Raw genomic sequence first — 25,317 nt, 5'->3', positions numbered from 1 at the left:
CAGCAACTGAATTCCAACGTGAGGATCGAATCGTGGAAGCTCGTCATCTTCAAGCAATCGTAAAACTTGGGTTTTGCCTGCTCGGTCTCTTGGTTTGTCATCCGATCGTGGCTACTGCTCAGGATGCACCAGCGACTGGATCGGAAGTGGAGCAGGCCGTCAGTGAAAGCGCCCGACAATTTGTCACGGCCTTCAACCAAGCAGACGCCAAGGCGATTGCCGCATTGTGGACAGAGGATGGAGAATATATCGATGAAGCAGGCACGCGTACGGTCGGTCGGGCAGCCATCGAGAAACAGTACGCAGATTTTTTTGCCAACAACCAAGGGGCCAAGATTGAAATCGCGATCAATGCGATTCAGCAAGTGAGTCCCGACTCGGCAATTGAAGACGGGCACTCGCAACTCACAATTGCCTCGCCCGCCGCTGTGGCAAGTGGTCGCTACATGGCGATCCACGTCAAGCAAAACGGACAGTGGCTCATGGCAAGTGTACGGGATTCGCCCTCACGACCTTCCTCGTCAGCCAATCTGAGCCTACAAGATCTCGCCTGGCTTGTCGGCGATTGGACCGCCTTAGGCGACGGAAGTGAAGTTGAGTTGGACTATGATTGGATGGGTAATGGAAGCTTTATTCGTGGCGAAACGAAGATCACTGACGAGAAAGGCCCTATTGCTGGTGGATCACAAATCATCGGCAAGGATCCAGTCACGGGGCACCTAGTCTCTTGGTTCTTCAACGCCGATGGCAGTCATGGCTATGGCGAGTGGAGCAAGCAGGGGGCCCACTGGATGATTCGCACTCAGGGCGTAACTGCAGAGGGTCTTCCCACCTCTTCCATAAATATTCTCTACGATGCCGACGACAACGTTCACTCTTGGCAATCGATCAACCGCACCGTCGGAGGCGAGCCGCTGCCGAGAACGAAAGAAATCGTGATCGAGCGCAAGAGCGACAGCAAAACGAATAAGGAAACCAAATGATGAAACGCTATTTTCTGTGCACGATTGCAATGAGTCTTTCGGTTTTGTTGGGTGTTGACCTGACCCATGGTCGCGGCTTTGGGGGTGGGCATGGCGGCGGAGGTTTCCACGGCGGCGGTATGGGTGGAGGAGGTTTCCATGGTGGTGGTATGGGCGGCGGCTTCGGCGGAGGTGGTGGTGGTTTCCACGGAGGTGGGATGCCTGGTGGCTTTGGCGGCAGCGGTGGTTTTAGTGGCGGCGGACCTCGCGGAGGTTTCGCCGGAGGAGGCCCTGGCGGCCCAGGTGGATTCGGCGGGGGCGGTCGAGCTCCCGGCGGATTAGGTGAGGGTGGCCTCGGTGGTGCGGGTGGTCTCGACGGCTTGGAAGGGAGAGGAGCAGGAGGTCTTGGTGGCGCCGGCGGACGGCCCGGAGGACCAGCTTTAGGTGGCGAAGGTGCACGAGGCGGAGAATTCGGCGGCATGCGTGGCGGAGCCCCTTCGGCTTCGCGACTCAATTCGTTCTTGGGAATGCCGACTGATTCAGGAATCTCGGCTGCCGGCTCTCGCGACTCTCACGGCGCTGTTGGCGGCAGCATGCATGGGTTGACTTCTTTTGATCAAGCAGCAGAACACAAGGGGGGAGCTGAGGGCAACGTCTGGCACGGACCCAATGGAGCCACAATCGCCCATGGCTCAGCCGGTGAACGTGGTGCCGCAGTCGGACCCCGCGGTGGCGCAGCTGGTGAGCGAGGAGCAAGCGGCACCGTTGTCAAAGGCCCCGATGGAAATACTGTTGCCCATGGTGAAGCAGGCGAACGCGGTATCGCTGCTGGACCTGGCGGGGTGGCGGGCGGGTCACGCGAAGCCAGTGGCACGGTCGTCAGAGGTGCAGACGGCGGCATGGCTGCTCATGGCGAGGCTTCGCGAGGTGGATTCTATGCCGACTCACGTGGCGCCGGCACGTGGCGATGCTCGAGAGCCGACATGCGTGTGCAGGGCAACTTTGTACGAACGAACTACGACCACTGGGGCGCATTCGGCCGTGATTGGTACGCGCGTTATCCTGGTGCCTGGTATGCTCGAGGCTTCGCAGCAGGTGTCTGGACAGCCGCTACTTGGGGAAGCATCAACGCCTGGTATGGTACGGAATGGCCTGCGATGAGCTACGACTATGGATCAAACATTTATTATGACGACGACAATGTCTATCTAGCAGGACAGGAAATTGCATCTGCCGATGCGTACTACCAATCGGCCGCTGATCTTGCCGAGACGGGCGAACAGGCCAACGTGCAGGAAGATAGTTCGGCGAGTGCTGACAACCCACAGTGGCTACCGCTGGGTGTGTTTGAGGCGATTCCCCCCGGTGAAAAGTCGAGCAAGATGACGTTCCAACTTGCCGTCAATAAGGAGGGAATACTTCGCGGTAATTACTACAACACGGGCGATGACAATGTGCAGCAAGTGTCGGGTGCCGTCGACAAGAAAACCCAGCGAGTCACTTGGGTCGTCGACAACAAGAAGAGCATCATTTTCGACACGGGTCTCTACAACTTGACCAAAGACGAGTCGACTATGCTCGTCCACGAAAGCAAGGACAAGACCCAACAATGGACGCTTGTACGTTTGAAGCAGCCGGCAGACGACTCGCAAACCAAGAGCTGATTCCCGTAGAGTGGGCACCGCCCACCAACGATATTTGAACCCAATCAATCATTTTGGTGGGCGGTGCCCACCCGACTTAGATGGACGGATTTGATTATTTTGCCTTCTTCGTCATAGCCGTACTGGTAGCGGCGGTGGTTGTGATCGTTGTGGAACTGGGCTCGCTCCCGGGGAAGATTGCTAGAGCGCGAAATCATCCCCACGCGGATGCCGTCAACGCTGCCAGTTGGATAAGTTTGGTCACGCTGGGTCTACTTTGGCCCTTAGCGTTTGTCTGGGCGTTCATAGCTCCGCCGTCCAGTCGCTCCGCGAATGAAGGAGATTCCGTTTCATGATCGCTGTAATGACGATTGTGTACGTGGCCCTCATCGTACTCGTATTCAAAATCCTCAAGGTCAAACCTAGCCCCTGGCCCATTGCAGGTTTTGTGGTTCTTGGCGTTGCGATGATCGGTTCTACAGTTGTGCTATGGACTTTGGCCGCGCCGATCTCCACTCGAGCCGTGGTGAGCCGCTACGTCGTACAGATCGTTCCCATCGTGAAAGGGCAAGTGATCAGTATTCCGGCTGAACCGAATGAGCCGCTCAAGAAGGGGGACGTGCTTTACGAGATCGATCCAGAGCCCTATCAGTATCAACTGGCTTTGGCGAAATCCCAATTGGCTGCGGCGAAGAGTAATGTAATGCAGCTAGAAGCGAGCGTTCAAGTTGCAGAGGCTGCGGTGAAGCAAGCGGAAGCCGATGTGGCCACTAAGCAAGCGGCCTCTGATGTGTCGGTTACGATCAACAAAGAGAACCCCCAAGCGATTTCAAAGCTAAAACTTGTTGAGGCTACCGAAGCCCTGGCCGCTTCCCAAGCCTCGCTGCAAAAAGCCAAGGCCAGTCAGGATCAAGCCGGTGCTGCGCTTGTCGCAGGCAAGGACCAAATTGGCGTTATCCAGTCACAGATCGATACAGCCCAATTCAATCTGGAAGGCTGCACTGTGCGAGCGCCGACTGATGGGTTTATCACCGATTGGCAAATTCGAGAGGGGACCTACGTCACGGCAATGCCCTTCGCAGCCGCAGGCACCTTCATCGACACGGAAGAAACGATGATCGCCGCATCACTGCCAGCGCAGATGCTGGTTCATGTGCAACCCGGCAATCCGGTAGAATTGGCATTCAAGAATCAGCCGGGCAAGTTGTTTCGCGGGAAGGTAGTGAACGTGATTGAGGCCACGGGAGAAGGCCAATTTACTACCACTGGAAAACTTCCCTCGGCCGCTGAAATCGGATCACCGGGCCTTTTGGCCGTCAAAATCAGCTTGGACGAAGGAGAGCCTGCCGATCAGCTGGAAATGGGTGCCGCCGGAGCAGTTGCGATCTACACCGATTGGGGCAAACCGTTTGCCATGATCAGCAAGGTTACGATTCGTATGAAGAAATGGATGTATTATCTGCCGTTACCATGAGTTAGATACCAACCGTCTTGTTGTCGACAATTCACTCCGCTACTTTAATCAGAACCTCTACATGCTCCGTGCTTGAAATTTGGAAAGGAATACCTATGAGTACATTAGTAGTTATCGGATATGACGACGCTTTTAAGGCCGAGGAAGTCCGACTTTCATTGAGAAAGATGCAACAAGATTATTTGATTGCATTGGAAGACGCCGTAGTTGCGGTCAAAGATGCCGCTGGGAAAGTCAAGCTTCACCAGCCAGTCAACCTGACCGGCGCAGGTGCGCTTGGTGGTGGTTTTTGGGGGACTCTGGTCGGCATGATTTTCCTCAATCCGTTGTTGGGCCTTGCTGTTGGTGCCTCTGCCGGGGCCATCTCTGGTGCTCTCACGGATATCGGCATCAATGACAAGTTCATGAAAGATCTGGCCGAGACGATGAAACCCGAGACCTCAGCACTTTTTGTCCTCGTGCGTGACATGACTCCGGATAAAGTCCTGGAAGAACTCAAGGGAACTGGTGGCAAGGTTCTGCAGACATCGCTTTCCCATGAAGACGAAGACAAACTGCAAACCGCTTTGAACGCGTGAAGATAAGACATCACCGTAGACAACTACGCATCGCAATTGAAATTGCGGTGCGTAGATGTGCGCGTTTAGAGATCGAGTGGGTAGAGCCAGTTCCCCCAGGTATAGGCGCGGATACCGATTCGCCGCAGGGCAGCCCAGCCTCCTTGTGAGGTGTAAATTGCGGCTGCTCCCTGGGTGCCGATGGGAAACATCGATTCATTCTCGACGTCCAACTTAATCTGGACGGCAAACATCGTTTGAGGCATTTCCGGCGGCAAAGGGTGAAACTTGGGTAGTCTTCCGCTCGGCAACATTTGGCCGACACCGCTTCCCTGCCACACTTCGCTCACGGTTCCCTTGAATATCTGTCCGGGATAAAGATCCATGGCAAGCTCAACCGGTTGTTCGGGCTTTACCCACTTGAGCTGTTCTTGGGTATAGGGTGCGAGTACATAGCGATCGGCATCAACGACGAACGAGGCGATGGCACCGACGCGAATAATACCGGCAACCATTCCTTCCTGGACTTGCAGGTTGAAGAGATAGCCATCCGCGGGTGCCACCATCGTCGTGTTGTCCAGGTAGTACTGGGCCTCGGCTAGCTCTGCTTCGAATTGGGCGACCTCGGTATTTTCCCCATCGATTTGTGCTTCGTACTCCAGCCGAGCTTTTGTTTGATTGGCCACCGCAACGGTGATCGCAGCATCGGCCTCGGGGCCAGCCGCTGCGCGCGCCCGTGCTTCATTGGCCACGGCAACATTGATTTCCGCCACAGCTTCTAGTTCGTAGTCAGTTTCGGCCTTTTTTACGTTTGCCTGGGCTAAATCGACAGCAGCCTTTGTTTCCTTAAGATGGGTCACCGCTTGATCGTAGCGAAGAGCACTGATTGCTCCCGGGTTGTCTTCCTTGACGGTCTCCGAAATTTGCATGGCCTCCTTTGCATAGGCCATTGATTCTTTCGCCTTGGCCAGGCTAGCTTTGGCTCCGTCGAGAGAGGACTTGAGTGATTCCTGTTCCGCGCGGGCCTTCGCCACCGATGCAGTAGCGGCTTCGAGGGTTGCTTGAAGGGCGATCTTCTTCGCGCGAGCTTCGGCGACCGTGGCATCCGCAGCATCCAGCGAGGCCTTCAGTTCCAAGTAGTTCTGCTTCGCCTGAGCAAGCTGTGCTTTGAGTGAATCGACTTGGTACTGATACGGTCGTCGGTCGAACTGAAACAGCGGCTGGCCTTTCTTGACCGGTTCATTTGCCTCTACCAAGACCTCGGTGACGAGCGTCGGGTTGGGAAGTCGGGGGATGAGTTGGATCGTATGCTGCACAACTTTCGCATGCTTCGTATAGGGAGTCACGAAACGCAAGCCAATGAGAAAGATCAAGAGCAAATGCAAGCCGAAGACGACCGAAACCGCGATCCACGGTTTGGTGAACCTCAGCAGCTTTAGCTTGAAGAAGATCAACCACACGAAGGCGATGTAAGTGAATGTAATGACCAAACCAAGAAACATGACGTACCACCTTTACTCGCTCTCTGGGGAATCGGCGGGAGGAGTCGGTGCCTGAGGTCGTCGCCTGGGCGCCGCTTCCTCAGCATGTTTGCGGGCTTCCTCTTCGAGGGCCGCTTGCTCTTCTCTTGGAAATCGCCGGATATCGACGACATCGGTTGGTTTAAACGCCCAAAGAAATGCCTGGACCCACGGAACGACGGCCAGGAATCCTATCCAGCCCATCATATCAATGGCTTCTGCCTCGGGGTGTTTTCTCGCGTAGGCGATTCGTCCTGGCAGACCGAGAACTAGAACGATCGCACCAAGAATTCCAATGCCACAAAGAAAAAACGCCAAGAACGTGAGATAATCCCAGATGTCTAGCGCAGCTACCAGCAAAGTTGCCCCCGGAGTCTGTTCAGTGGATAGTTTTTAACCCCTCTATTATAGATTGCTAAAGGAGCGAGGTCGCAGAAGTGCGATTCATCCGATTATCCGAATTATTCGTTACGCAAGACACTGTGTGTGACGAGTAATAGAACAGGATTATATGGAAAGACATAGCCGGCGTCGGAGGAGTTAGGAGAACTGCATGAGGTGTCCCTGTTGAATAGAGACCGCTGCGAGTTACGAAAGGCGCTCGCCTAGGCGGGTGGTCCAACCGACCGGAGTTCTGAATCTGGCGAACTGAAGGAGGTGACGAGACCGCTGCGCTGAATTTCGTTTCGGCGGTGAGCGTGAATGCGACCGCTAGATAGCGAGACGGAGCCTTAAGTGTTTCGAAGACTACCTTTGGCGACAACACAGATCCAAGCGAGAATCAGGGAGTGCTCTCACGGCCCAAAGCAATTCTAGATCCTTGCCAACGCCAGCGATTCGCCGGTTCTTGAAGTCGCCGCGGATGCTCCAACATCACGCTCGTTGCCAAGCATCAAATCGCAGTCGGTCGCGGAAACTGATTACTTTGCTTAATGCTCAACGGCAGCTAAATCAACAATCTTGTTGACGAGTGCATTCGCTAATGGCGATGGTGTTCGGTCGCTCAACTGTACTATGCCGGCCTCTGTCGTTAACGAGGCGGCATCGACCGGTAGAGTGGTTAACAAGCCCGATTGCACCTCCGGTCGGATGGTAGCAGCCAACGCAGCGCTCACACAGTTGCTGTCTAAAACGATGCGCTTCAGCATTGAGTAGTTTTCGCATCGAATCGTTGGCAGGGGCACACTGCCGCTGTTCCGTTCCTCTTCGGTAAGCACAGCATGGAACCACCCGATGGCCCAAGGAGGCATCCGAGGCGTCGCCAGCGGATATTGTAATAGGTCGTGACGCGACACCCGTTCTTTCTCGGCCAAAGGATGCCGACTGTTACAGAACCAAATAAACTCTTGAGCGGGCAGGGGCGATACAACAAAACGTTTATCGTCCGCTACCTCTGCGAGGTCGGCGACAAGTATTTCGATCTCTCCGGAAATGATCCACTCCGATAATTGCTTCCAGTGGTCGACCCGGACATCCACTTGAATTCCAGGATGGTCCTGGGCCAGCGAGCCAATCGCTTGCGTAATATAAGACTCGGACATCGCCGGACCGACACCTATGGTCAGCGATCCGGCTTCGAGCCCACGGAACATACGAACCATCTGGTCCAAGTTCTCCAACCCGGAGAGAACGGAATTCGCGCGTGAAACAATAGCCTCGCAGATCGGGGTCGGCCCGACGTGAGATCGCGACCGGTCAAAAAGAGCTAAGCCGAATTCCTTCTCCAGACGTTGAATCGACTTCGTGATTGCCGGCTGGCTGAGTCCTGTTTCTTGGGCCGCTTTGCCAAAGTGGCAGTGTTCATAGACAGCAACGAGATTTCGCAGATCTTTTGGCTCCGCCATCGAACTCACTCCGGGGATTCGCTTGATTTATCACGTGATACCCTACGGGAATCACAATATCAATAAAGATTACTGGAGGGAATGTTGACAGGCAAGCAGAGCGAGTTAAGTTTATAATTCGGCGATTCGTGTGCCGGGTGGCAGGTGCTGCACCCCACCGCTGTTCATCGTCAGTCGACTCAACTCATCTGGACCACGGAGATACCTGTCATGATCACCAGCGTACTGCGGCCTTTTGTCGCGATGACTATGTGCCTCGTCCTATGTAGTGCCGCGCGAGCTCAAAATAAGCCAAACATCCTCGTCATCTGGGGAGATGACATCGGCACGTGGAACATCAGCCACAACAACCGTGGCATGATGGGCTACAAGACGCCCAACATCGACCGCATCGCAAAGGAAGGCGTCGCCTTCACCGACTACTACGCGCAGCAGAGCTGTACGGCCGGTCGCGCCGCATTTATCAGCGGCTCGGTACCGGTTCGTTCAGGCATGACGAAGGTGGGAATGCCCGGCGCCGCCGAAGGCTGGCAGAAGACCGACTGCACCATGGCCACGGTTCTAAAAAGCCAGGGCTATGCTACGGGGCAGTTCGGAAAAAACCACCAGGGAGATCGCGACGAACACTTGCCAACCGTGCACGGATTCGATGAGTTCTTCGGCAGTCTTTATCACCTCAATGCTGAGGAAGAGCCGGAGAACGAGGACTATCCCGGTGACATGGTCCTGGCCAACGGCAAGACATTTCGCGAAGTCTTCGGACCACGTGGCATGATCAAGTCCAAGGCCGATGGCCAGGGCGGTCAGGTCATAGAAAATCTTGGACCTCTGACAAAGAAGCACATGGAGACGATCGATGATGAGACCAACGCCGCGGCAAAGGACTTCATCAAGCGCCAGGCCGCGGCTGGAAAGCCCTTTTTCTGCTGGTGGAACGCAACTCGCATGCACTTTCGCACCCACGTGCGGAAGGAGCACCGCCATCCGGGTAATGACGAATACACTGATGGCATGATCGAACACGACGCTTTGGTCGGCGAACTCGTTAAACTGATCGACGACCTCGGCCTCGCGGATGACACCATCATCATGTACTCCACAGACAATGGCCCGCACTACAACACCTGGCCTGACGCCGGCACCACCCCCTTCCATGGTGAGAAAAACTCGAACTGGGAAGGCGCTTTCCGCGTGCCTTGCTTCGTCAAATGGCCTGGTCACTTCCCGGCAGGTGTCACGCTCAACGGCATCGTGTCGCACGAAGACTGGCTGCCGACCTTCGCTGCCGCCGCTGGCAATCCCGACATCAAGGAACAGCTCCTCAAGGGTGCCGAATTGAATGGGCGGCAATACAAGAACCACATCGACGGGTACAACCTGATCGACTACCTCAGCGGCAAGACCGACAAGTCGCCCCGCCGCGAGTTCATCTATGTCGGCGACGATGGCGCCGTGATGTCCGTCCGCTATGACGACTGGAAGGCGACCTACCTGGAGAACCGTGCGCATCAACTGGATGTATGGCGCGAGCCTTTGGTTCATCTACGAATGCCGCTGCTCTTCAACCTCCGCCGCGACCCGTTCGAAAAGGCGTACGGGAACTCAAACACCTACCACGACTGGATGATCGACCGTGCCTATGTGCTCGGACCGATGCAGGTGGTCGCCAGCAAGTTCCTCACGAGCATGAAGGAATTTCCGCCCAGCCAGACGCCGGGCGACTGGAGTCTTGAGTCACTAGAAAAGCAGATCAAGAACATGACCGTCGGCGGCGAGTAAACAGATCGTCTGGGGGGTGCGGTCGATCCAGACTGCACCCCCTTTTTTTGGTCCATATACCCGAAAGCCAAGCTATGAAAGTTTTCTGTCTTGGTCTCGCAGTCGCGTTCGTTTGGGCGCTAACATTCACCGCCAACTCTGCTCACTCCGCTGACCCGTTGCCGGCTGATAACGCGTAGCCGCCACGATGCCCATTCGATCCGAAAACAGGCGACACTACTGCCATCCTTTTCGGGAGAGAATCGCGTCGCCCAGCTGCTGAGGTTTTCTCCACCGCCTGCATTTACAGGTTTCTCGAAAGCGCGGCGGATGCATCAACTTCCTGCAGCTACCGGTTTCAATAGGGCGTGTCGGGCTTGACCACCTCAGCGGATTTCGACTGACTCCAAGACCTTGAAGAGGGACTCGTTGACGGCAGTTTCAGACTTTCCGGTGTTCGACTCTTTCGGGAGTGTTCGGCTAGAAAAGATGCTTACCGTAAAATCCGGCTCAATTGGTCGCCACATCTAGTTACTTTCCGCAACTATAGCGCACCGGAGAAGGTGGCCAACAGAGTCGTGGCATGGGCTTGGGGCAATAATCATCCCCATAACACGATAAGGCTGGAGCTCGAAGGCAGGGCAGGGGCTTGGTGCAGTAATCACTCGGGCAGCAGCTAAGCCGTGGACAGTACAGGCACGGCATCGGCTTAGAGCAATAGTCGTCTGGACAACAAAGCATCAGCCCACTGCGACAATTGCAATCGCATGGCTTCTGTGGCACGCCATCACCAGCTACTTCCGTCGGTAGCGTGGCAAAGCCGAGTAGTAGACCTGCCAGAAGTCCCCACAGAGTCTTGCTTGTACGGTAATCTTGAGTGGTGAGGTTCATAACAAGAAATCTCGCTCTCTGAAGCGTGTTCTGATTTTGGGCAAATAGGTGTGTGAACTTTGTTTTTGAAAACGCAGAGTTCGCTGAGGCGCAGAGGCGTGTATTTGTATGATGCTGTTGAGCTATCTCTGCGAAGCTCTGCGCCTTGGCGGTCTCTGCGTTTAATCCCTTAGTGGTGTTTAGTTGTCTAGCTACTGCAAATCTGCAGGGTTCGGGAGTGGCTCGGGGATCGGCGGCACTTCGATCGGTTCGTCTGCTTCGATCGCCACAGGTATCGGGAAATTACTTGGCGACTGCAACCGAATTTGCCAGCCACCCCCCAAAGCCTGATAGATGCGAATCAAGTTCAAGGCGATTTCGCCTCGGCTGGTGGCGAGTCTATCCATCTGTTCGGTGGCCGCGGCCTGGACCACGAATACTCGACTGAAATCGGTGGCCCCGGCATTGGCTTGCGTGAGTAGCACTTGGTTCAATTCCTCAATATCGCGAACTGCAAGCTGCAGTTTGGCGGTCTGCTCCTGTGCTTTGAGGAATCCCACGATGGCATCCTCAGTTTCCTGTTGGGCACTTAGCACCGTCCCTTGGTAAGCATAAACTGCTTGTTCAAACACGGCCTCTTGCTGCCGCACGGAGTTGAGTATCCGACCATAGTTAAGGACGTTCCATCCAAACGAAGGGCCTGTCGATCCGCCGAAGCTGTTGGAATTAAATAGGCTACTCAAGTTTTGCGATTGCCATTGGAGTGTACCGCCGATCGAGAAGAACGGGTACAGATCGGCCTCCGCCACACCGATCAGCGCCGATTGGGCAGCGACAATCCGTTCTGCCTGGCGAATGTCAGGTCGGCGGCGCAATAGCTGCGCTGGTATGCCCAGGGCGACCTCCGGCGGGGCAGAGGGGATCGGGCCCTCGCCAAGTTCTGCCACCAGATCGCGCGGCGGTATGCCCAGCAAGACGCAGAGCGCATTGTTTGCCTGCCGCAAGGCAGCCTCGAACCGGGGAATGAGTGCCTCGGTTTGTTCCACATTATTGCGAGTTTGCAAAGTGTCTGCCGCGTCAGCTTGGCCGGCATTGAATTGGGCCTCGGCGATAGTCACCGCTTCTTCTTGCAATCGCACATTTTCTCTGACCAATCGCAACTCTTCTTGCAGGGTGCGAATCTTCACATAAGTCGCGGCGACATCCGAGAGCAAGATGACGAGCACATTGTCATAGCCTTCGATCGAGGCATCCAGCGAGGCATCGGCCGATTCCAGCGCCCGGCGGTACCGCCCCCAGAAGTCGATTTCCCAGGAAACCCCTAGCCCCGTTGACAGCAAGTCATAGTTCTTAATCGGTGGCGAGTTGGCAATCGTCTCACTGAGTTGCAGATGATCGTAGCTCCCGAATGCCTGCTGCGCCTGTGGGAACAGATTTCCCGCGGCAATGGCGTGAGCCGCTTGAGCTTGCAGGATGCGGGTACCCGTTTCTCGAAGCGTGAGATTTTGGCTGGCCGCCGTTTCAATTAAGCTGTTCAGTACTGGATCGTTGAAGACGGTCCACCAGTCACACGTGTTAACAGGTGCCTCACTGATGCGGGAGTCGCGACCATAGTCGATCCAGTGTGATTCGACTGGGGCCATCGGTTTCACATAATTCGGTCCGACTTTCAGACCGTTATGGAGCCAATCAGGCAGCGACGTGCAGCCGCAAGTGGCTAGCAGAAAGACGACCACGAACACTCCCAGCATCATACCTGCGGAGTGGTGATCTCGTCCGCTGAGTCCTTGGCGTTCTGCCGCATAGTCCATACGATCGCTCCCCTCGGTAGCTTCGTCATGAAACTACCCAACGAAACTATCGGCAGAACTGCAACAGACGGCATAACCGAACCGGGTCCCAGTCCCTGCAGCTTGAGACAAATGTGGTAAACTGTGCTGATTATTCCGGTTAAGTTTAGGATGGGCGCCACCTATCAGAATGATAAGGAGGGTTCGAAATGCCACATCGGCGGGGCAGTGGACGCCCTGATTGGCTATAAGATTTGCTAAACCTCGATGCAACTCTTGACATAAATTCGACACGAAATCCCTTGCAATCCCTGGCAACAGGGATAAGCTACGGTCGATAGGCGAAATCAATCCCCTCAACTCGAATTACGACCGTGGAAGACGAAACAGAAATCACGGTACCGCATTCTCGGTCTCGCCTCAGAAAGATCGTGAGGCTTCTGGCTGTCTTTGTTCTCATTTGGTTTCTCGCGGCCTATCTGATAGTTCCCTTCGCCTGGGACCGTTATGCGGAACATCATCCAGCATTCGACGACAGCCCGCGCATCACTGAAACGAGCGATCATCATCCGGGCGATCCACTGAACGTAGGCTTGGTCGGTAGCCTGGATCAAGTCGAACAAATTTTTAAAGCTGCCAAGTGGTACCCAGCCGCAGCACTGGGAGTACGCAGCGATTTAGAAATCGCCGCCGACTCGGTACTCTCTCGCCCCGACGATGAAGCTCCCGTCAGCAGCCTCTATCTCTTTGGCCGTAAAGAAGACCTGGCCTTTGAACAACCGGTCGGCGACAACCCGCGACACCGGCACCATGTGCGACTCTGGAAAATGGACCGCGAGAGCACCTCTGGCCGAACACAATGGATCGGCTCGGCCGTTTACGACGAGCGCGTCGGCCTGAGCCACACCACCGGCCAGATCACACACGTCACCGCACCCGACGTCGATGTCGAGCGAGACTATTTGTTTGAGTGCCTCGAAAAAACCGGCGAGCTCGCCTCTCATTCCATCGACTATGGTTTTCACAAACAACTCGAAGGCAAGAACGGCGGCGGCGACCCTTGGCATACCGACGGCAATCTGTTTATAGGAGTGATAGCTGAGGATGTTCCGTGAAGTGACATCCCTGATGGCCGGTGAGTTTTTTGCTACACTACTACCTAATTTCTATCAGTACTAACAACAACTAAGGAGAAACTGTTATGAACCTCTTGAAACAACGACTGCTCATCAGCGGTCTGGGTGCGATGGCTGCCTTGATGTGTGCCGTCATGCCGGCTTACTCGCAGGCGAAGAAGCCGAATATTCTGTTCATCATGGGAGATGACATCGGCTGGATGCAGCCGAGTTGTTATCACCGCGGCTTGATGGTCGGCGAAACTCCGAACATCGACCGACTCGCCAATGAAGGCGGTATATTCATGCATTACTACGCCGAGCAAAGCTGCACGGCCGGACGCACGGCTTTTTTCACTGGCATGCATCCGATGCGCGCCGGCATGCTGATGCCAGAACTGCCGGGTGCCATTTCGTACCTGCGTCCTGGCACTCCGGCGCTTGCAAAGTTTCTGCTTGATCTGGGCTACAACACCGGCGAGTTCGGCAAGAACCACCTTGGCGATCATCCCGATTCCCTGCCGACTGCGCATGGCTTTCAGGAGTTCTGGGGTTACCTGTACCACCTCGATGCGATGCAAGGGGTCAGCTTTCCAGACATCAACAAGTCACCAACCGATCAGGCCGTTGTGCCTCCGATGAAGATGGTTCCGATCCCTGGCATTCCCGCAACGCCTGGCGCTATCGATCCAAAGGACGGCGTCTGCATGGCGGCGCCGCGACCCATCCTCTGGATGAAATCGTCCGATGGCACGGCGAAGAATCAGAATGGCAAGGATGAAGGTCCGCTCACCCTTGAACGGTCAAAAACGGTGGACGAAGAGATCTCTGCCAAGGTCGTGGACTTTCTCAATCGCAACGACCCTGAGAAGACGAACAAGCCATTCTTTGTCTGGTACAACCCTGCCCGAATGCACATCACCACGATGTTCTCGCCAAAGTACGAAGCCATGCTTGGTGTGAAGGGGGGTAAGGACTGGGGCATCAACGAAGTTGGCATGAAGCAACTCGACGACAACATCGGCGTAGTTCTCAAGAAGCTCGAGGACATGGGTGAACTCGACAATACAATCGTCGTCTTCACTACCGATAACGGCGCAGAAGTTATTACCTTCCCGGATGGTGGAACCACTCCGTTCAAGGGTGGAAAGCTCACTACATGGGAAGGCGGCATGCGAGCTCCGTGTGTCATCCGTTGGCCTGGCAAAATCAAACCGGGCACCGTCTTCAAGGAAATGTTCGCCTCCCTCGATTGGTTACCCACCTTGGTCGAAATTGCCGGCGGCAAGAAGGGCAACGCTCTCAACGAGCAGATCATGGCCGGAAAGTATCCTGGTATCGTGAAGACCAAGCTCGATGGCGTCAACCAAATTGACTACCTGACAGGCAAGTCAGAAGAATCCGCAAGGGATACCTTTTTCTACTACACCGGCGCACAGCCTTCTGCAGTCCGGTATAAGAATTGGAAGTTCTACTACACGATGGTGGGAGCGGGTGCCATGGATGGATTGATGGGGGCCCAAACTTACCACTGGACCCAACTCGCCAATATCATGCGCGATCCGTTTGAGATCAGCGTCGGTGCAGACACGAAGTCGCTACTAAGCTATGCCGGAGCGCTCGCGTCTCCGAGTACGGCTTACATCTACGACTGGAACCTCCTGCCGATTGGGCAGCTCCTCTGGGAAAAGGAACTGATGTCGTATAAGGAGTTTCCGCCACTGCAGATGGCGGCAAGCTATAACCTCGATCAGATCCTCGATTCGTTGAAAAAAACGAGTGGCACCCACTCCGACTAATCGAGCGACAATCCGATTGCAATTCGCGCGGGTCGTCTGTCACAAGGCGGCCCGCGTCTTCACTTCCGCAAGCATAAGGAAGGAGTATCAAGCGATGAACACAATCCTCTACACTGGAAGTCTGCTGTCGATTTTTCTCGCCAGTCATTTCACTATTCAAGCCCAGGACCCCCTGCCCTCCTGGAATGACGGCCCTGCTAAGCAGGCAATTTTGAAGTTTGTTGAAACAACAACGACACAAGGAAGCCCCGATTTCGTCCCCCCTGAAGATCGTATCGCCACGTTCGACAACGATGGTACACTCTGGGTCGAGCAGCCATTGTACACTCAACTGACTTTCGCGCTCGATCGTGTAAAGGCACTTGCTCCCGAACACCCCGAATGGAAAGAGGAGCAGCCTTACAAAGCGATTATTGATGGTGATCTCAAGGAGCTCATCGCAGGGGGGAAGCACGCGTTGGCGGCGATCATCGCGACGACGCACGCCGGCATGACCAGCAGTGATTTTGAAAAGATCACTACCGATTGGATTACCACCGCCAAACATCCACGCTTTCATCAACTCTACACCGATTGCGTCTATGTGCCCCAGCTCGAACTACTGACTTACTTGCGCGAGAAGGGCTTCAAGACGTTCATCGTTTCCGGCGGAGGTATCGAGTTTATGCGGCCTTGGACTCAGCGAGTGTACGGCATCGCGCCGCCGCAAGTTGTCGGTTCGAGTATCGTGACCGAGTTTCAGATGAAAGATGGTATGCCTGTGCTGATGCGCTTGCCAAAATTGAACTTCGTTGACGACAAGGCTGGCAAGCCTGTCGGAATCGGCCAGCACATAGGTCAGCGCCCGATTCTTGCCTTTGGCAACTCGAGCGGTGATAAAGAAATGCTGCAGTATGCCACTGGTGGCGACGGAGCTCGGCTTGGCTTGCTCGTGTATCACAATGACCCAGAACGCGAGTATGCCTACGGCCCGGCGGGCGGACTCCCCGATTCGAAAATAGGTACTTTCCCGCAGGACTTAATGGACGAAGCCAAGCAGAATGGCTGGATCGTGGTCGGCATGAAAAACGATTGGAAGCGGATTTTTTCGTTCGACGAGTAGCGAAGCAGTTGTGAATTGTTGATTCGCAAGTTAATGCTTCCACCGAAATTTGAAATGCACGGCTGGCGGGCGCCATCGTATTCATTATCTGCACTCAGTTACTATAGTAGGAGTTCATGGCAACAGCACTCTTAATCCTACATGGCCTGGTCGCGATGGCCCTATTGGGAGCGATTACTCATCAGGCCGTAGCAATCTGGGTGCCGCTACCCACTCGACCGGAATCATTCATCGGTCGCTTTCGCGCAGTGTCGTCAGACTCGTTCACCAATGCCGTCGTTGTGCTTTACGTGCTGTCGGCGATCCTGGGAGGAATTGTCTATTTGTACTTCCGTGTCGAAATCAAGCCTGTTCTCGAGCAAACCGAGCATTGGCAAACCATCAGCCTCTTCGACATCAAGGAGCATTTCATCGCGATTGGAATGGCCCTCCTTCCGGCCTATTGGGTCTCTTGGCAAGAAATTATTGACCGAGAATACTCAAGCAGTCGCATTGCCCTGACCGTGATGCTGACATTTATAGTTTGGTATGGTTTTCTGATCGGCCACATTGCGAACAATGTGCGAGGTTTCGGGTTATGAATGCTTCGCACGCATTTCGGCGATTCGCTTTCGCTTTCGGGCCGGCATTTGCTGTCACTTATGTAAGTGCCTTCAAGCAGGATATCGCAATGTTTACGGTCTATCCTACTCGACTGCTCTCCTTCAAGACTACTCAGTACATGCAAGATGTCACATCTGCGAACGGTCTACCAGCCATGCATTGGTATGGGTGGATGGCTACCGCAGCGCTGGGCGCTATCATAATCGGAGTGTTTGCGATTCTCATACCGGATCGTTGGTTGCCCTGGATTTGGCAGGGATGGGTATGGTTGATTCCTCTCGTCGCAATGTTAATGTGTGTCTATTTCACACTCCCTATGCTTCGAAATTGATTCACATGAACTTAACAATATCTCCGGGAGAAAAATTGCTACAATGCTTGATTATCAAAAACTATCTTGAACCCAGTTGGGGCGATTTGGATGGTTTTTAAGTTATTGGGGTTCTTTGTCTTGCTAGAATTTTATCCGATTACACAACGACCACTATTGGAGGCAACATATGAAAGTTTGTTTTACAAAATCATTAATCTCTACGCTGGCGATCGTCTTCCTCACACAGGTCTGTTTCAAAGGTATAGCATCGGCCGAGTCGAATAGTGGCATACCCTCGTCGCTCACCACCCCTAACAAAGTCGAGACGAGCATTGGCACGTTGGAATACAAAGACGGCGCTCCAAGCATACAAACCGCTGAGAAGGTGCGCGATGCTCTCGACTTCACCCGTGCACTGAACTCCTACAACAATAGTTTCCGCGGCGCATCTGCCTACGCGATATGCAAGGGATTTCGCGATATTGGTGCACAGGACAACGACGTTGTCATCTTCTCCGACCTGATGGACTCCAAGTCATTGTTTCTCACCGCCAATGCGGACACCATCTATTATCTTTCTGCGGTAGACCTGTCTCAGGGTCCGATGGTGATCGAGCAGCCGCCTATGGGACTCGGTGCCGTTAACGACATGTGGTTCTCGTGGATCATTGACATCGGTTTCCCAGGCCCAGATCGGGGTGCGGGAGGTCGATACCTGATAGTGCCACCAGGATACGACGGACCGTTGCCCGAAGGCGGTTTCTACATTGCCCACTCGAAGACCAACCATGTTCTCTACGCGGCTCGTGCTTTCCTCACCAACAATGACCCCAAGCCGACCGTCGAGAACATCAAGAAGCACCTCAAGATCTATCCGTACACACCCGGGGCGATAGGGACGTCCATCGCCACTGCACTCGAAGGCACGGTTCGGCTTGCCAAAAACCCGCCAGTGCCTGAAACCAAGTTTATTGAATGCAGCGGCAAATCGTTCAACACCATTCCCCCCAGCGACTACGGCTACTTCGAGATGATTAACGAGAACGTCCAGCAAGAGCCGGCTACCAGCTACGACGTAGAGCTCGCCGGGCAGCTCGCTGCCATCGGCATCGTCCACGGGAAGCCGTTTGCGCCCGATGCTCGGCTGAAGAAGATTCTCAGCGATGCTGCCGCTGTGGGTAACGCCACCGGCCGCGTATTGAACTGGCACTGGTCAGTTTCTCACCCAGATTGGTCCTACTACCCCGACTCGATGTGGGGCAGCATGTTGTGGCAAGGTGGAGCGTTCTTCGAAACACCTCCGCCTCAGTTCACCAAGGAGGGCATGTTCAAACCCTATCCGCCAACTGGCGCACGCACCCTCGACTCGCGTACAGCGTTTTACTACGCCTACACACTCGATTCGCCAGGCATGATCATGCGAATTCCCGATGTCGGCTCGCAGTATCTCATGGGCTTTCTCGACTCCGACGGCAATCCCTACGATGGCAGTAAGACCTACAAGGCAACGCTGCCCAAGGACATTCCGGCAGGGAAGTTTTGGTCGTTCACCGTGTACGACAACCAGTCACGGTCAATGCTAGACACGCCTCAACGTTTCCCGCGCGCTGGTAGTCAGACTTACCCCTCACCCGCTGCCGAAGCCAGCGCCGATGGCTCGACGACGGTTTATTTCAGTCCCAAACAGCCACAGGGGGTGAAACGCGGCAACTGGATTCAGACGATGCCCGGCAAAGGGTGGTTTACGATTCTACGCCTCTACAGTCCGCTCGAACCGTTCTTCGACAAGAGCTGGCGACCGAGCGAGATGGAGCTGGTTAAGTAATGCAGTGTTTGGACAAACAATTTTTTGTCAGGAGTGTCGCGAAACTTCACGAAACTTTAAGGTAGCCAGCAGGGGCATTGAAGTTCATCTTTAAAGGAGTATTCTTATGAGTGTCACGTTTGTGGCTGTGAATTAGTCTAATCAAACCTTATTTGTTGATTCTCCGAAGGATTATCGAATGCAAGCAACCATGCGTCCAAGCAAACACATTCTATTTGCAATTCTTACTTCTACATTGTTGTTGGCGGCGGAATCCGCGTCTGCACAACAAATAACTGGTACGCCAGGTTCTCCCAGTGCGACCACAACAATCAACGGCAAACAACTCCCAGCACCCGCGCCGAAATTTGGAGGCGTTATCAAGGATAACGCGATGCAATCGAAGGCGTGGTGGCCCCCGCGGATCGTTCCCCCGAAGGACTCTCCCAATATCCTGTTGATCATGACTGACGACGCCGGCTTCGGTGTTCCTAGCACCTTCGGAGGAGTCATACCGACGCCAACTATGGACCGAATCGCCAAGGCTGGGTTGCGCTACAATCGCGTGTTTTCCACTGCGCTCTGCTCCCCGACGCGCGCTGCGCTGATCACTGGGCGCAACCACCACTCGGTAGGCTTTGGCGTCATTGCCGAACAGGCTACAGGATTTCCCGGCTACGACAGCATTATCCCGCAGAGCAAGGCCACCATCGGCCGCATCCTCCGTGACAATGGTTACGCAACGAGTTGGTTCGGCAAGGACCACAACACGCCTACGTACGAAGCTAGCCAAGTGGGGCCATTCACGCAGTGGCCGACCGGCCTGGGCTTCGACTATTTCTACGGTTTCGTCGGTGGCGACGCCAACCAATGGGGGCCGAACCTTTTCCGCAACACCACGCAGATTTATCCGTGGATTGGTCACGAGGGTACGTTGAAGATGGATCGATCGGATCCGAACGCGGAGATCTGGCCTGTGACCGGCAAAGAGAGTAGTTGGAACCTGATCACTGCGATGGCCGACGACGCCATTGACTGGATGACTCGGATTCACCAGAGTGACCCCAGCCAGCCGATCTTCATGCACTACATTCCTGGCGCGTCGCACGCGCCGCACCATCCGACCAAGGAGTGGGTGGACAAGATCGAGGCGATGCACCTCTTCGACGACGGCTACGAGAAATTGCGTGAACGCATCTTTGCGAACCAGCAGCGAATCGGAGTGATCCCTAAGGGTTTAAAACTAACGCCCTGGCCGAAGGATATCCTGACGCCTTGGGAGGAACTCTCCCCCACCGCAAAGAAGCTCTTTATCCGCCAGGCGAACGTGTTCGCGGCCTACGTGGCCTACAACGACCACGAGATGGGGCGCGTGATCCAAGCCTTCGAGGATTTGGGCAAGCTCGACAACACGATCGTCATCTACCAGAACGGCGACAACGGCACCAGCGCCGAGGGCGGACCCTTAGGAACTTTCAGCGAAGTGGCATTCTTTAACGGCGTCCAGCCCCCGGTGGATGTACAGATGAAATTCTACGAAGCCTGGGGGACCGAATTTGCCTACAACCATATGTCGGCCGGCTGGTCTTGGGCCTTCGACACGCCCTTCGACTGGTTTAAGCAGAACGCGTCACGGCTGGGCGGCACCGGGCAGAACATGGTGATCTCATGGCCCAATGGAATTAAAGATAAGGGAGGTCTGCGCGAGCAATTCCTTCACGTGATTGACTACGTGCCTACGCTGCTGGAAGTCACCGGCATCGCTCCGCCTGAATACGTGGATGGCATTAAGCAAGAGCCGATCGAGGGCACGAGTTTCGCCTACACTTTTGATGCGAAGAACGCCAAGGCGCCATCTCGGCACAAGACTCAGTATTTCGAGATGATGGGTCAGTGGGCCATGTATCACGACGGTTGGTTAATGAGCACCAAGGTGAATCGCGCGCCGTGGGACGCCTTCGGCGAGGCCAACCCCGATCCGCTCAACAATCAGATTTTTCAGCTCTACAACCTCAATGAGAGCTGGAATCAGGCTAAGGACATCGCCACCCAGCACCCTGATAGGGTCAAGAAGATGAGGGCGATGTTCCTTGAGGAGGCCAAGAAGTATCAAGTTCTGCCGCTTAACGCGTCAGTGGGGGCTCGGGTAGCGGCGGCTCGTCCCAGCCTCACGGCTGGTCGCTCCAAACTGGAGTACACGCGGCCTATGACGGGACTACCACAGGGGGATGCGCCCTACTTGCTTGACACCTCCTACACCATCACCGCGGACATTACCGTGCCTGAAGGCGGAGCCGAGGGCATGATCGTGACTTCCGGGGGGCGTTTCGCGGGCTTCGGCTTCTATTTGCTCAAAGGCAAGCCGGTGTTCCTCTGGAATCTGCTGGATCTGGAGCGAATCAAATGGGAAGGCCCAGATGCTCTCGCGCCGGGTGAACACACTCTGGAGTTCGACTTCGATTATGACGGTCTCGGCGTGGGTACGATGGCTTACAACAGTTTCTCCGGGCTTGGCCGCCCGGGGACCGGCACACTCAAGGTGGACGGCAAGGTGGTCGCCACCAAGAAGATGGAGAAAACGATCCCCATCATCCTGCAATGGGACGAGAGCTTTGACATCGGCTCCGACACAATCACCGGCGTCAATGATGCTGACTACTCGCCACCGTTTCCGCTCACCGCCAAGTTCAATAAGTTGACGATTGATATCGATCGTCCACAGTTGTCGCCAGCAGATATCAAGAAGCTCGAAGAAGGCCTGAAAAAAGTTGAAGCTGGCCGCGAGTAGGCGGCAGTCGATGCGATTGCGAAGCGAGCGGTCGGTTTCAAATGGCCTGCCAGGTTATTGACGAGTCGGTGCGCAATTGAGGAACCACGCGATGCCTTACGAAGGTCGTTATCGGCTGTCGGTCGCTCATTTGCTTGTCGCGTTGGTGGCGATGTTTGTCGTCCAACCGTTTGTCGATCATATGGCCTATGGCTTTCTGGTTGCATCGGTCTTTTTCACCATAGTTTTATTGGTAGCGGTGAACGCCGTTGGAGGTCAGCGTCGATCTCAAATTGCGGCTGCCCTTTTGGCTGCGCCGGCAGTAGGTGCGAGTTGGCTCCAGCATGTGTGGCCCGACTCATTGCTCAACGATTTCTATTTTTTCTTCTCTATCGTGTTTATTATCTATGTCATTGTGCATCTATTTCGCTTTGTCGTCTTTGCACCCTCAGTCAATGACGAAGTTTTGTGTGCTTCCATTGCAATCTATTTATTATTGGCCGTCGCATGGGCTCTGCTCTACACACTGCTTGCCCTGTGGGATCCAGGAGCAATCATTTTCACTGAAGCCGCCGATGCCCACTCCAAACTTGAAGGTTTCAAATCGCTCTATTTTAGCGTTCAAATCATCACCACGATTACCTTTGGCGATATCATGCCTATTTCCGACACGGCGCGAATGCTCGCGCTGGTAGAGGCCACCTTTGGCATGTTCTATTTGGCCATCCTCGTCTCTCGCTTGGTCGGTGCCTATACTGGGAGAAATGACTCGAACTGAGAATACCTATCCTCTTGTGGCGCCTGACAAGCGATATTCCTAGTCAATTGCTCTCTAGCCACAGAGAACACAGAGCATTCAGAGTGTGGAAGGCATTGGAGTCTCGGTGTTCTCTGTGGCTTTTTTTGTATTCGGACTTTATGAGAAGTGAGTAGGGTGGGCACTGCATAGCCTACTTATCATCACGCTGAGCCGTATCGGCTATACTAAACCCATGGCCGTCATTACCGCACTCGACCGTAAGGCGCTTCGAGATCTCTGGCACATGAAAGGCCAAGCCGTGGCGATTGCGCTGGTGATCGGTTGCGGTGTAGCGCTCTTTACTCTCTCGCGCAGTATGCTGCACTCGCTGGAACTGACGCAAGTTACGTACTACCAGCGATTCCATTTTGCCGAGGTTTTTGCTTCGCTCAAGCGGGCGCCCGACGCCCTGCGAGATCGCATTGCCGAGATTCCTGGCGTTGCGCGAGTTGAAACGCGGATCGTGGTGGGAGTGAATCTCTCGGTCCCCGGGCTTTCTGAACCAGCGACTGGTCGCATTATCTCGGTCCCCGATACTCGCGAATCACTACTGAACCAGCTTTACTTGCGGCGGGGCAGCATGCTTACCCCTGGTCGGGATGACCAGATTCTGGCGAGTGAAGCGTTCGCCGATGCGAATCTCCTGGAGGTGGGGGACTCGATCTCAGCCGTCATCAACGGCCGCTTGAAGAAACTTCGCATCGTCGGCATCGTGCTCTCGCCGGAGTATATCTACGAGATCAAGCCGGGCGATATCCTGCCCGACAACAAACACTTTGGTGTGCTGTGGATGAATCACGAAGCACTCTCTACGGCGTACAACTTGGAAGGGGCTTTTAATGACGTAACGATTTCGCTCATGCGCGGGGCATCATTGCCCGAAGTTCTGTTCCGGCTCGATGAGTTGATCAAACCTTATGGCGGGCTAGGCTCATATGGTCGCAAGGATCAGCCCTCGCACATGTTTCTCGACAATGAGATCGAACAGAACCGCCAGATGGGCCTGATCATGCCCACGGTGTTTTTAGGAGTGGCAGCATTTCTCTTGAATGTGGTGCTCACCCGCACGATCAACCTCCAGCGAGAACAAATTGCTGCACTCAAGGCTTTCGGCTACAACAACCTGGAAGTCGGTTGGCACTACATGAAGATCGTGCTGCTAATCGTGGGAGGTGGACTGGCTTTCGGGATTCCTTGCGGGGCATGGTTTGGCCAGGTGGTAACCGGTATGTATGCCAAGTTGTTTCACTTTCCCGAGTTCACTTACCACTTGACCTACGGCGTTGCGCTCACCGCGGCACTGGTTAGCGTTGTAGCCTCGGTCCTGGGTGCCTGGAGTTCCATCCGCAAGGCGGTGTCCCTGCCACCAGCCGAAGCAATGCGGCCTGAGCCACCCACCAGTTTCAAGCCCACTATTCTCGAACGGTTGAATCTAGGGCATCTCCTGCCTCCAGTGATGCGGATGATCCTTCGCCAGTTGGAGCGTCATCCCGTGAAGACGGGTTTATCAGTGTTTGCGATTTCATTGGCGGTGGCGATCATCGTGCTGGGCAATTTCATGGAAGACTCGGTCGACTATGTAATGGAGGCCCAATTCAATCGAGTTCAAAAATATGACATGTCGGTCGTCACCATCGAACCGGTATCAAGCAATGCGCTCTATGAAATTGCGAGCATGCCGGGGGTCATTCACAGTGAACCGACTCGCGGCGCCTCGACTCGGTTTCGGGCTGGTCCTAGAAGTCGCCGTGTCAGTATTCAAGGCTTGCCAGCCAATGGCACTTTGTTTGGTTTGATCGACATCGATGGCAACCAGATTTCGCTTCCACCGGATGGATTGGTCATTTCCAGAAAGCTCGGAGACATCCTCAACATCAAAGTAGGGGACATGGTTCAGGTAGAAGTACTCGAGGGGAAGCGACCCGTCAAAGACATACCGGTAGTCGGATCGCTGCAGGACTTTTCGGGAGTGTCAGCCTACATGAATATTGATGCTCTGCATCGATTACTACGTGAGGGACCTGTCATCACAGGGGCAAACATGATCGTCGATGCCCGGTACGAGGATCAATTGTTTCGCGAATTGAAGACTGTCCCAGCAATCGCGGGAGTGACAATGAAAGAGCATGCCATCGAGAGTTTCCAAAAAACGGTCGCCGAGAATTTGATGACCATGAAGGCGATCAATCTATTTTTCGCCTGTGTGATTGCTATCGGGGTGGTGTACAATAGCGCCCGAATTTCACTCTCAGAGAGAAGCCGAGAACTGGCCACGCTGCGTGTAATCGGCTTCACGCGGGGCGAGATTTCTGGCATCCTCCTGGGGGAACTAGCGATCATCACCCTGTTGGCGGTACCGCTTGGCTTGTGGATCGGATACAAAATTGCCGGTGGAGTGGTTGCCCTATTAGACTTGGAACTGTTCCGCTTCCCTTTGGTCATTGAACGCACCACTTATGGGTTGGCTGCAGGAGTGGTGATACTCGCTTCGGTAATATCGGGCCTATTGGTTCGTCGCAGACTGGACGAGTTGGATTTAATCGCCGTACTAAAATCACGAGAGTAATTGTAAGAAATGGAACACGGATGAACGCTGA

At 54.6% G+C, this 25,317-nt stretch carries 19 protein-coding genes; 15 read left to right on the top strand and 4 right to left on the bottom strand.

The annotated features are described in order from the left end of the window. The first annotated feature begins 32 nt into the window (after positions 1 to 32). The 5 genes from Pr1d_RS03690 to Pr1d_RS03670 all read left to right on the top strand — a co-directional run bounded on the left by Pr1d_RS03690 (position 33) and on the right by Pr1d_RS03670 (position 4,657). Complete coding sequence (locus tag Pr1d_RS03690; RefSeq protein WP_168205035.1) at positions 33 to 983, top strand: YybH family protein; 951 nt, start codon at positions 33 to 35, stop codon at positions 981 to 983. Beyond that, positions 980 to 2,626 carry a protocadherin gene (locus Pr1d_RS03685; RefSeq protein WP_148072258.1) on the top strand — a complete coding sequence of 549 codons (1,647 nt, stop codon included), beginning with the start codon at positions 980 to 982 and terminating at the stop codon, positions 2,624 to 2,626. The genes Pr1d_RS03690 and Pr1d_RS03685 overlap by 4 nt, the downstream gene beginning before the upstream one ends. Positions 2,627 to 2,706: 80 nt before the next feature. After that, positions 2,707 to 2,961, top strand: a complete 255-nt coding sequence (locus tag Pr1d_RS03680; protein WP_148072257.1) for a DUF3302 domain-containing protein — start codon at positions 2,707 to 2,709, stop codon at positions 2,959 to 2,961. After that, positions 2,958 to 4,079: an HlyD family secretion protein gene (locus tag Pr1d_RS03675; RefSeq protein ID WP_148072256.1), complete on the top strand. Its 1,122-nt coding sequence runs from the start codon at positions 2,958 to 2,960 to the stop codon at positions 4,077 to 4,079. The genes Pr1d_RS03680 and Pr1d_RS03675 overlap by 4 nt, the downstream gene beginning before the upstream one ends. A 95-nt stretch (positions 4,080 to 4,174) precedes the next feature. Continuing rightward, a complete protein-coding gene (locus Pr1d_RS03670; protein ID WP_148072255.1) occupies positions 4,175 to 4,657 on the top strand; it encodes a DUF1269 domain-containing protein in 483 nt (160 codons plus the stop codon). A gap of 65 nt (positions 4,658 to 4,722) precedes the next feature. Here the strand turns inward: Pr1d_RS03670 and Pr1d_RS25965 are convergent, their stop codons facing one another. The 3 genes from Pr1d_RS25965 to Pr1d_RS03655 all read right to left on the bottom strand — a co-directional run bounded on the left by Pr1d_RS25965 (position 4,723) and on the right by Pr1d_RS03655 (position 8,000). After that, entirely contained in the window at positions 4,723 to 6,138 is a 1,416-nt protein-coding gene (locus Pr1d_RS25965) for an HlyD family secretion protein (protein ID WP_210417878.1), read from the bottom strand. Between the two features lie 12 nt (positions 6,139 to 6,150). Continuing rightward, complete coding sequence (locus Pr1d_RS03660; RefSeq protein WP_210417877.1) at positions 6,151 to 6,516, bottom strand: DUF3302 domain-containing protein; 366 nt, start codon at positions 6,514 to 6,516, stop codon at positions 6,151 to 6,153. A gap of 569 nt (positions 6,517 to 7,085) precedes the next feature. Continuing rightward, entirely contained in the window at positions 7,086 to 8,000 is a 915-nt protein-coding gene (locus tag Pr1d_RS03655; protein WP_146452865.1) for a LysR family transcriptional regulator, read from the bottom strand. A gap of 249 nt (positions 8,001 to 8,249) precedes the next feature. Between Pr1d_RS03655 and Pr1d_RS03650 the strand changes: the two genes are divergently transcribed. Then, the gene (locus tag Pr1d_RS03650) at positions 8,250 to 9,779 is read left to right on the top strand and encodes an arylsulfatase (protein WP_148076246.1); all 1,530 of its coding nucleotides are present in this window, start codon (positions 8,250 to 8,252) and stop codon (positions 9,777 to 9,779) included. A 1,061-nt stretch (positions 9,780 to 10,840) separates the two neighbouring features. Here Pr1d_RS03650 and Pr1d_RS03645 read toward each other — a convergent pair. Next, a complete protein-coding gene (locus Pr1d_RS03645) occupies positions 10,841 to 12,439 on the bottom strand; it encodes an efflux transporter outer membrane subunit (RefSeq protein ID WP_148072254.1) in 1,599 nt (532 codons plus the stop codon). Positions 12,440 to 12,792: 353 nt separating this feature from the next. Between Pr1d_RS03645 and Pr1d_RS03640 the strand changes: the two genes are divergently transcribed. From Pr1d_RS03640 to Pr1d_RS03600, 9 genes are all read left to right on the top strand, one after another. Next, on the top strand, positions 12,793 to 13,533 hold the full coding sequence (locus tag Pr1d_RS03640) for an LssY C-terminal domain-containing protein (protein WP_238476631.1): 741 nt from the start codon (positions 12,793 to 12,795) through the stop codon (positions 13,531 to 13,533). 86 nt (positions 13,534 to 13,619) lie between these two features. After that, entirely contained in the window at positions 13,620 to 15,332 is a 1,713-nt protein-coding gene (locus Pr1d_RS03635) for an arylsulfatase (RefSeq protein WP_148072252.1), read from the top strand. A gap of 94 nt (positions 15,333 to 15,426) precedes the next feature. Continuing rightward, positions 15,427 to 16,434, top strand: coding sequence for an HAD family hydrolase (locus Pr1d_RS03630; protein WP_148072251.1), 1,008 nt, complete (start codon positions 15,427 to 15,429; stop codon positions 16,432 to 16,434). 116 nt (positions 16,435 to 16,550) lie between these two features. Next, a complete protein-coding gene (locus Pr1d_RS03625; protein WP_148072250.1) occupies positions 16,551 to 17,015 on the top strand; it encodes a hypothetical protein in 465 nt (154 codons plus the stop codon). Then, positions 17,012 to 17,368 carry a hypothetical protein gene (locus tag Pr1d_RS03620; protein ID WP_148072249.1) on the top strand — a complete coding sequence of 119 codons (357 nt, stop codon included), beginning with the start codon at positions 17,012 to 17,014 and terminating at the stop codon, positions 17,366 to 17,368. Before Pr1d_RS03625 ends, Pr1d_RS03620 begins: the two co-directional genes overlap by 4 nt. A gap of 169 nt (positions 17,369 to 17,537) precedes the next feature. Further along, the gene (locus Pr1d_RS03615; protein WP_148072248.1) at positions 17,538 to 19,175 is read left to right on the top strand and encodes a DUF1254 domain-containing protein; all 1,638 of its coding nucleotides are present in this window, start codon (positions 17,538 to 17,540) and stop codon (positions 19,173 to 19,175) included. Between the two features lie 178 nt (positions 19,176 to 19,353). Continuing rightward, complete coding sequence (locus Pr1d_RS03610; protein WP_210417876.1) at positions 19,354 to 21,942, top strand: arylsulfatase; 2,589 nt, start codon at positions 19,354 to 19,356, stop codon at positions 21,940 to 21,942. A gap of 91 nt (positions 21,943 to 22,033) precedes the next feature. Next, positions 22,034 to 22,699, top strand: a complete 666-nt coding sequence (locus Pr1d_RS03605; protein ID WP_148072247.1) for a potassium channel family protein — start codon at positions 22,034 to 22,036, stop codon at positions 22,697 to 22,699. A 214-nt stretch (positions 22,700 to 22,913) separates the two neighbouring features. Then, positions 22,914 to 25,286, top strand: coding sequence for an ABC transporter permease (locus Pr1d_RS03600; protein WP_210417875.1), 2,373 nt, complete (start codon positions 22,914 to 22,916; stop codon positions 25,284 to 25,286). The last annotated feature ends 31 nt before the right edge of the window (positions 25,287 to 25,317 follow it).

It is taken from the genome of Bythopirellula goksoeyrii, assembly GCF_008065115.1.
In the GTDB taxonomy this organism is placed as follows: domain Bacteria; phylum Planctomycetota; class Planctomycetia; order Pirellulales; family Lacipirellulaceae; genus Bythopirellula; species Bythopirellula goksoeyrii.
The sequence above is the reverse complement of the archived record's forward strand: the minus strand, read 5'-3'. Positions and strand labels throughout refer to the sequence as shown.

What these genes read in the sequence shown, in the direction of transcription:
- Pr1d_RS03670 (WP_148072255.1), top strand. Translation starts at nt 4,175, where the DNA reads ATGAGTACATTAGTAGTTATCGGATATGACGACGCTTTTAAGGCCGAG.
- Pr1d_RS03655 (WP_146452865.1), bottom strand. Translation starts at nt 8,000, where the DNA reads ATGGCGGAGCCAAAAGATCTGCGAAATCTCGTTGCTGTCTATGAACAC.
- Pr1d_RS03680 (WP_148072257.1), top strand. Translation starts at nt 2,707, where the DNA reads ATGGACGGATTTGATTATTTTGCCTTCTTCGTCATAGCCGTACTGGTA.
- Pr1d_RS03600 (WP_210417875.1), top strand. Translation starts at nt 22,914, where the DNA reads ATGGCCGTCATTACCGCACTCGACCGTAAGGCGCTTCGAGATCTCTGG.
- Pr1d_RS25965 (WP_210417878.1), bottom strand. Translation starts at nt 6,138, where the DNA reads ATGTTTCTTGGTTTGGTCATTACATTCACTTACATCGCCTTCGTGTGG.
- Pr1d_RS03650 (WP_148076246.1), top strand. Translation starts at nt 8,250, where the DNA reads ATGTGCCTCGTCCTATGTAGTGCCGCGCGAGCTCAAAATAAGCCAAAC.
- Pr1d_RS03605 (WP_148072247.1), top strand. Translation starts at nt 22,034, where the DNA reads ATGCCTTACGAAGGTCGTTATCGGCTGTCGGTCGCTCATTTGCTTGTC.
- Pr1d_RS03620 (WP_148072249.1), top strand. Translation starts at nt 17,012, where the DNA reads ATGAATGCTTCGCACGCATTTCGGCGATTCGCTTTCGCTTTCGGGCCG.
- Pr1d_RS03635 (WP_148072252.1), top strand. Translation starts at nt 13,620, where the DNA reads ATGAACCTCTTGAAACAACGACTGCTCATCAGCGGTCTGGGTGCGATG.
- Pr1d_RS03645 (WP_148072254.1), bottom strand. Translation starts at nt 12,439, where the DNA reads ATGGACTATGCGGCAGAACGCCAAGGACTCAGCGGACGAGATCACCAC.
- Pr1d_RS03685 (WP_148072258.1), top strand. Translation starts at nt 980, where the DNA reads ATGATGAAACGCTATTTTCTGTGCACGATTGCAATGAGTCTTTCGGTT.
- Pr1d_RS03615 (WP_148072248.1), top strand. Translation starts at nt 17,538, where the DNA reads ATGAAAGTTTGTTTTACAAAATCATTAATCTCTACGCTGGCGATCGTC.
- Pr1d_RS03610 (WP_210417876.1), top strand. Translation starts at nt 19,354, where the DNA reads ATGCAAGCAACCATGCGTCCAAGCAAACACATTCTATTTGCAATTCTT.
- Pr1d_RS03625 (WP_148072250.1), top strand. Translation starts at nt 16,551, where the DNA reads ATGGCAACAGCACTCTTAATCCTACATGGCCTGGTCGCGATGGCCCTA.
- Pr1d_RS03675 (WP_148072256.1), top strand. Translation starts at nt 2,958, where the DNA reads ATGATCGCTGTAATGACGATTGTGTACGTGGCCCTCATCGTACTCGTA.
- Pr1d_RS03630 (WP_148072251.1), top strand. Translation starts at nt 15,427, where the DNA reads ATGAACACAATCCTCTACACTGGAAGTCTGCTGTCGATTTTTCTCGCC.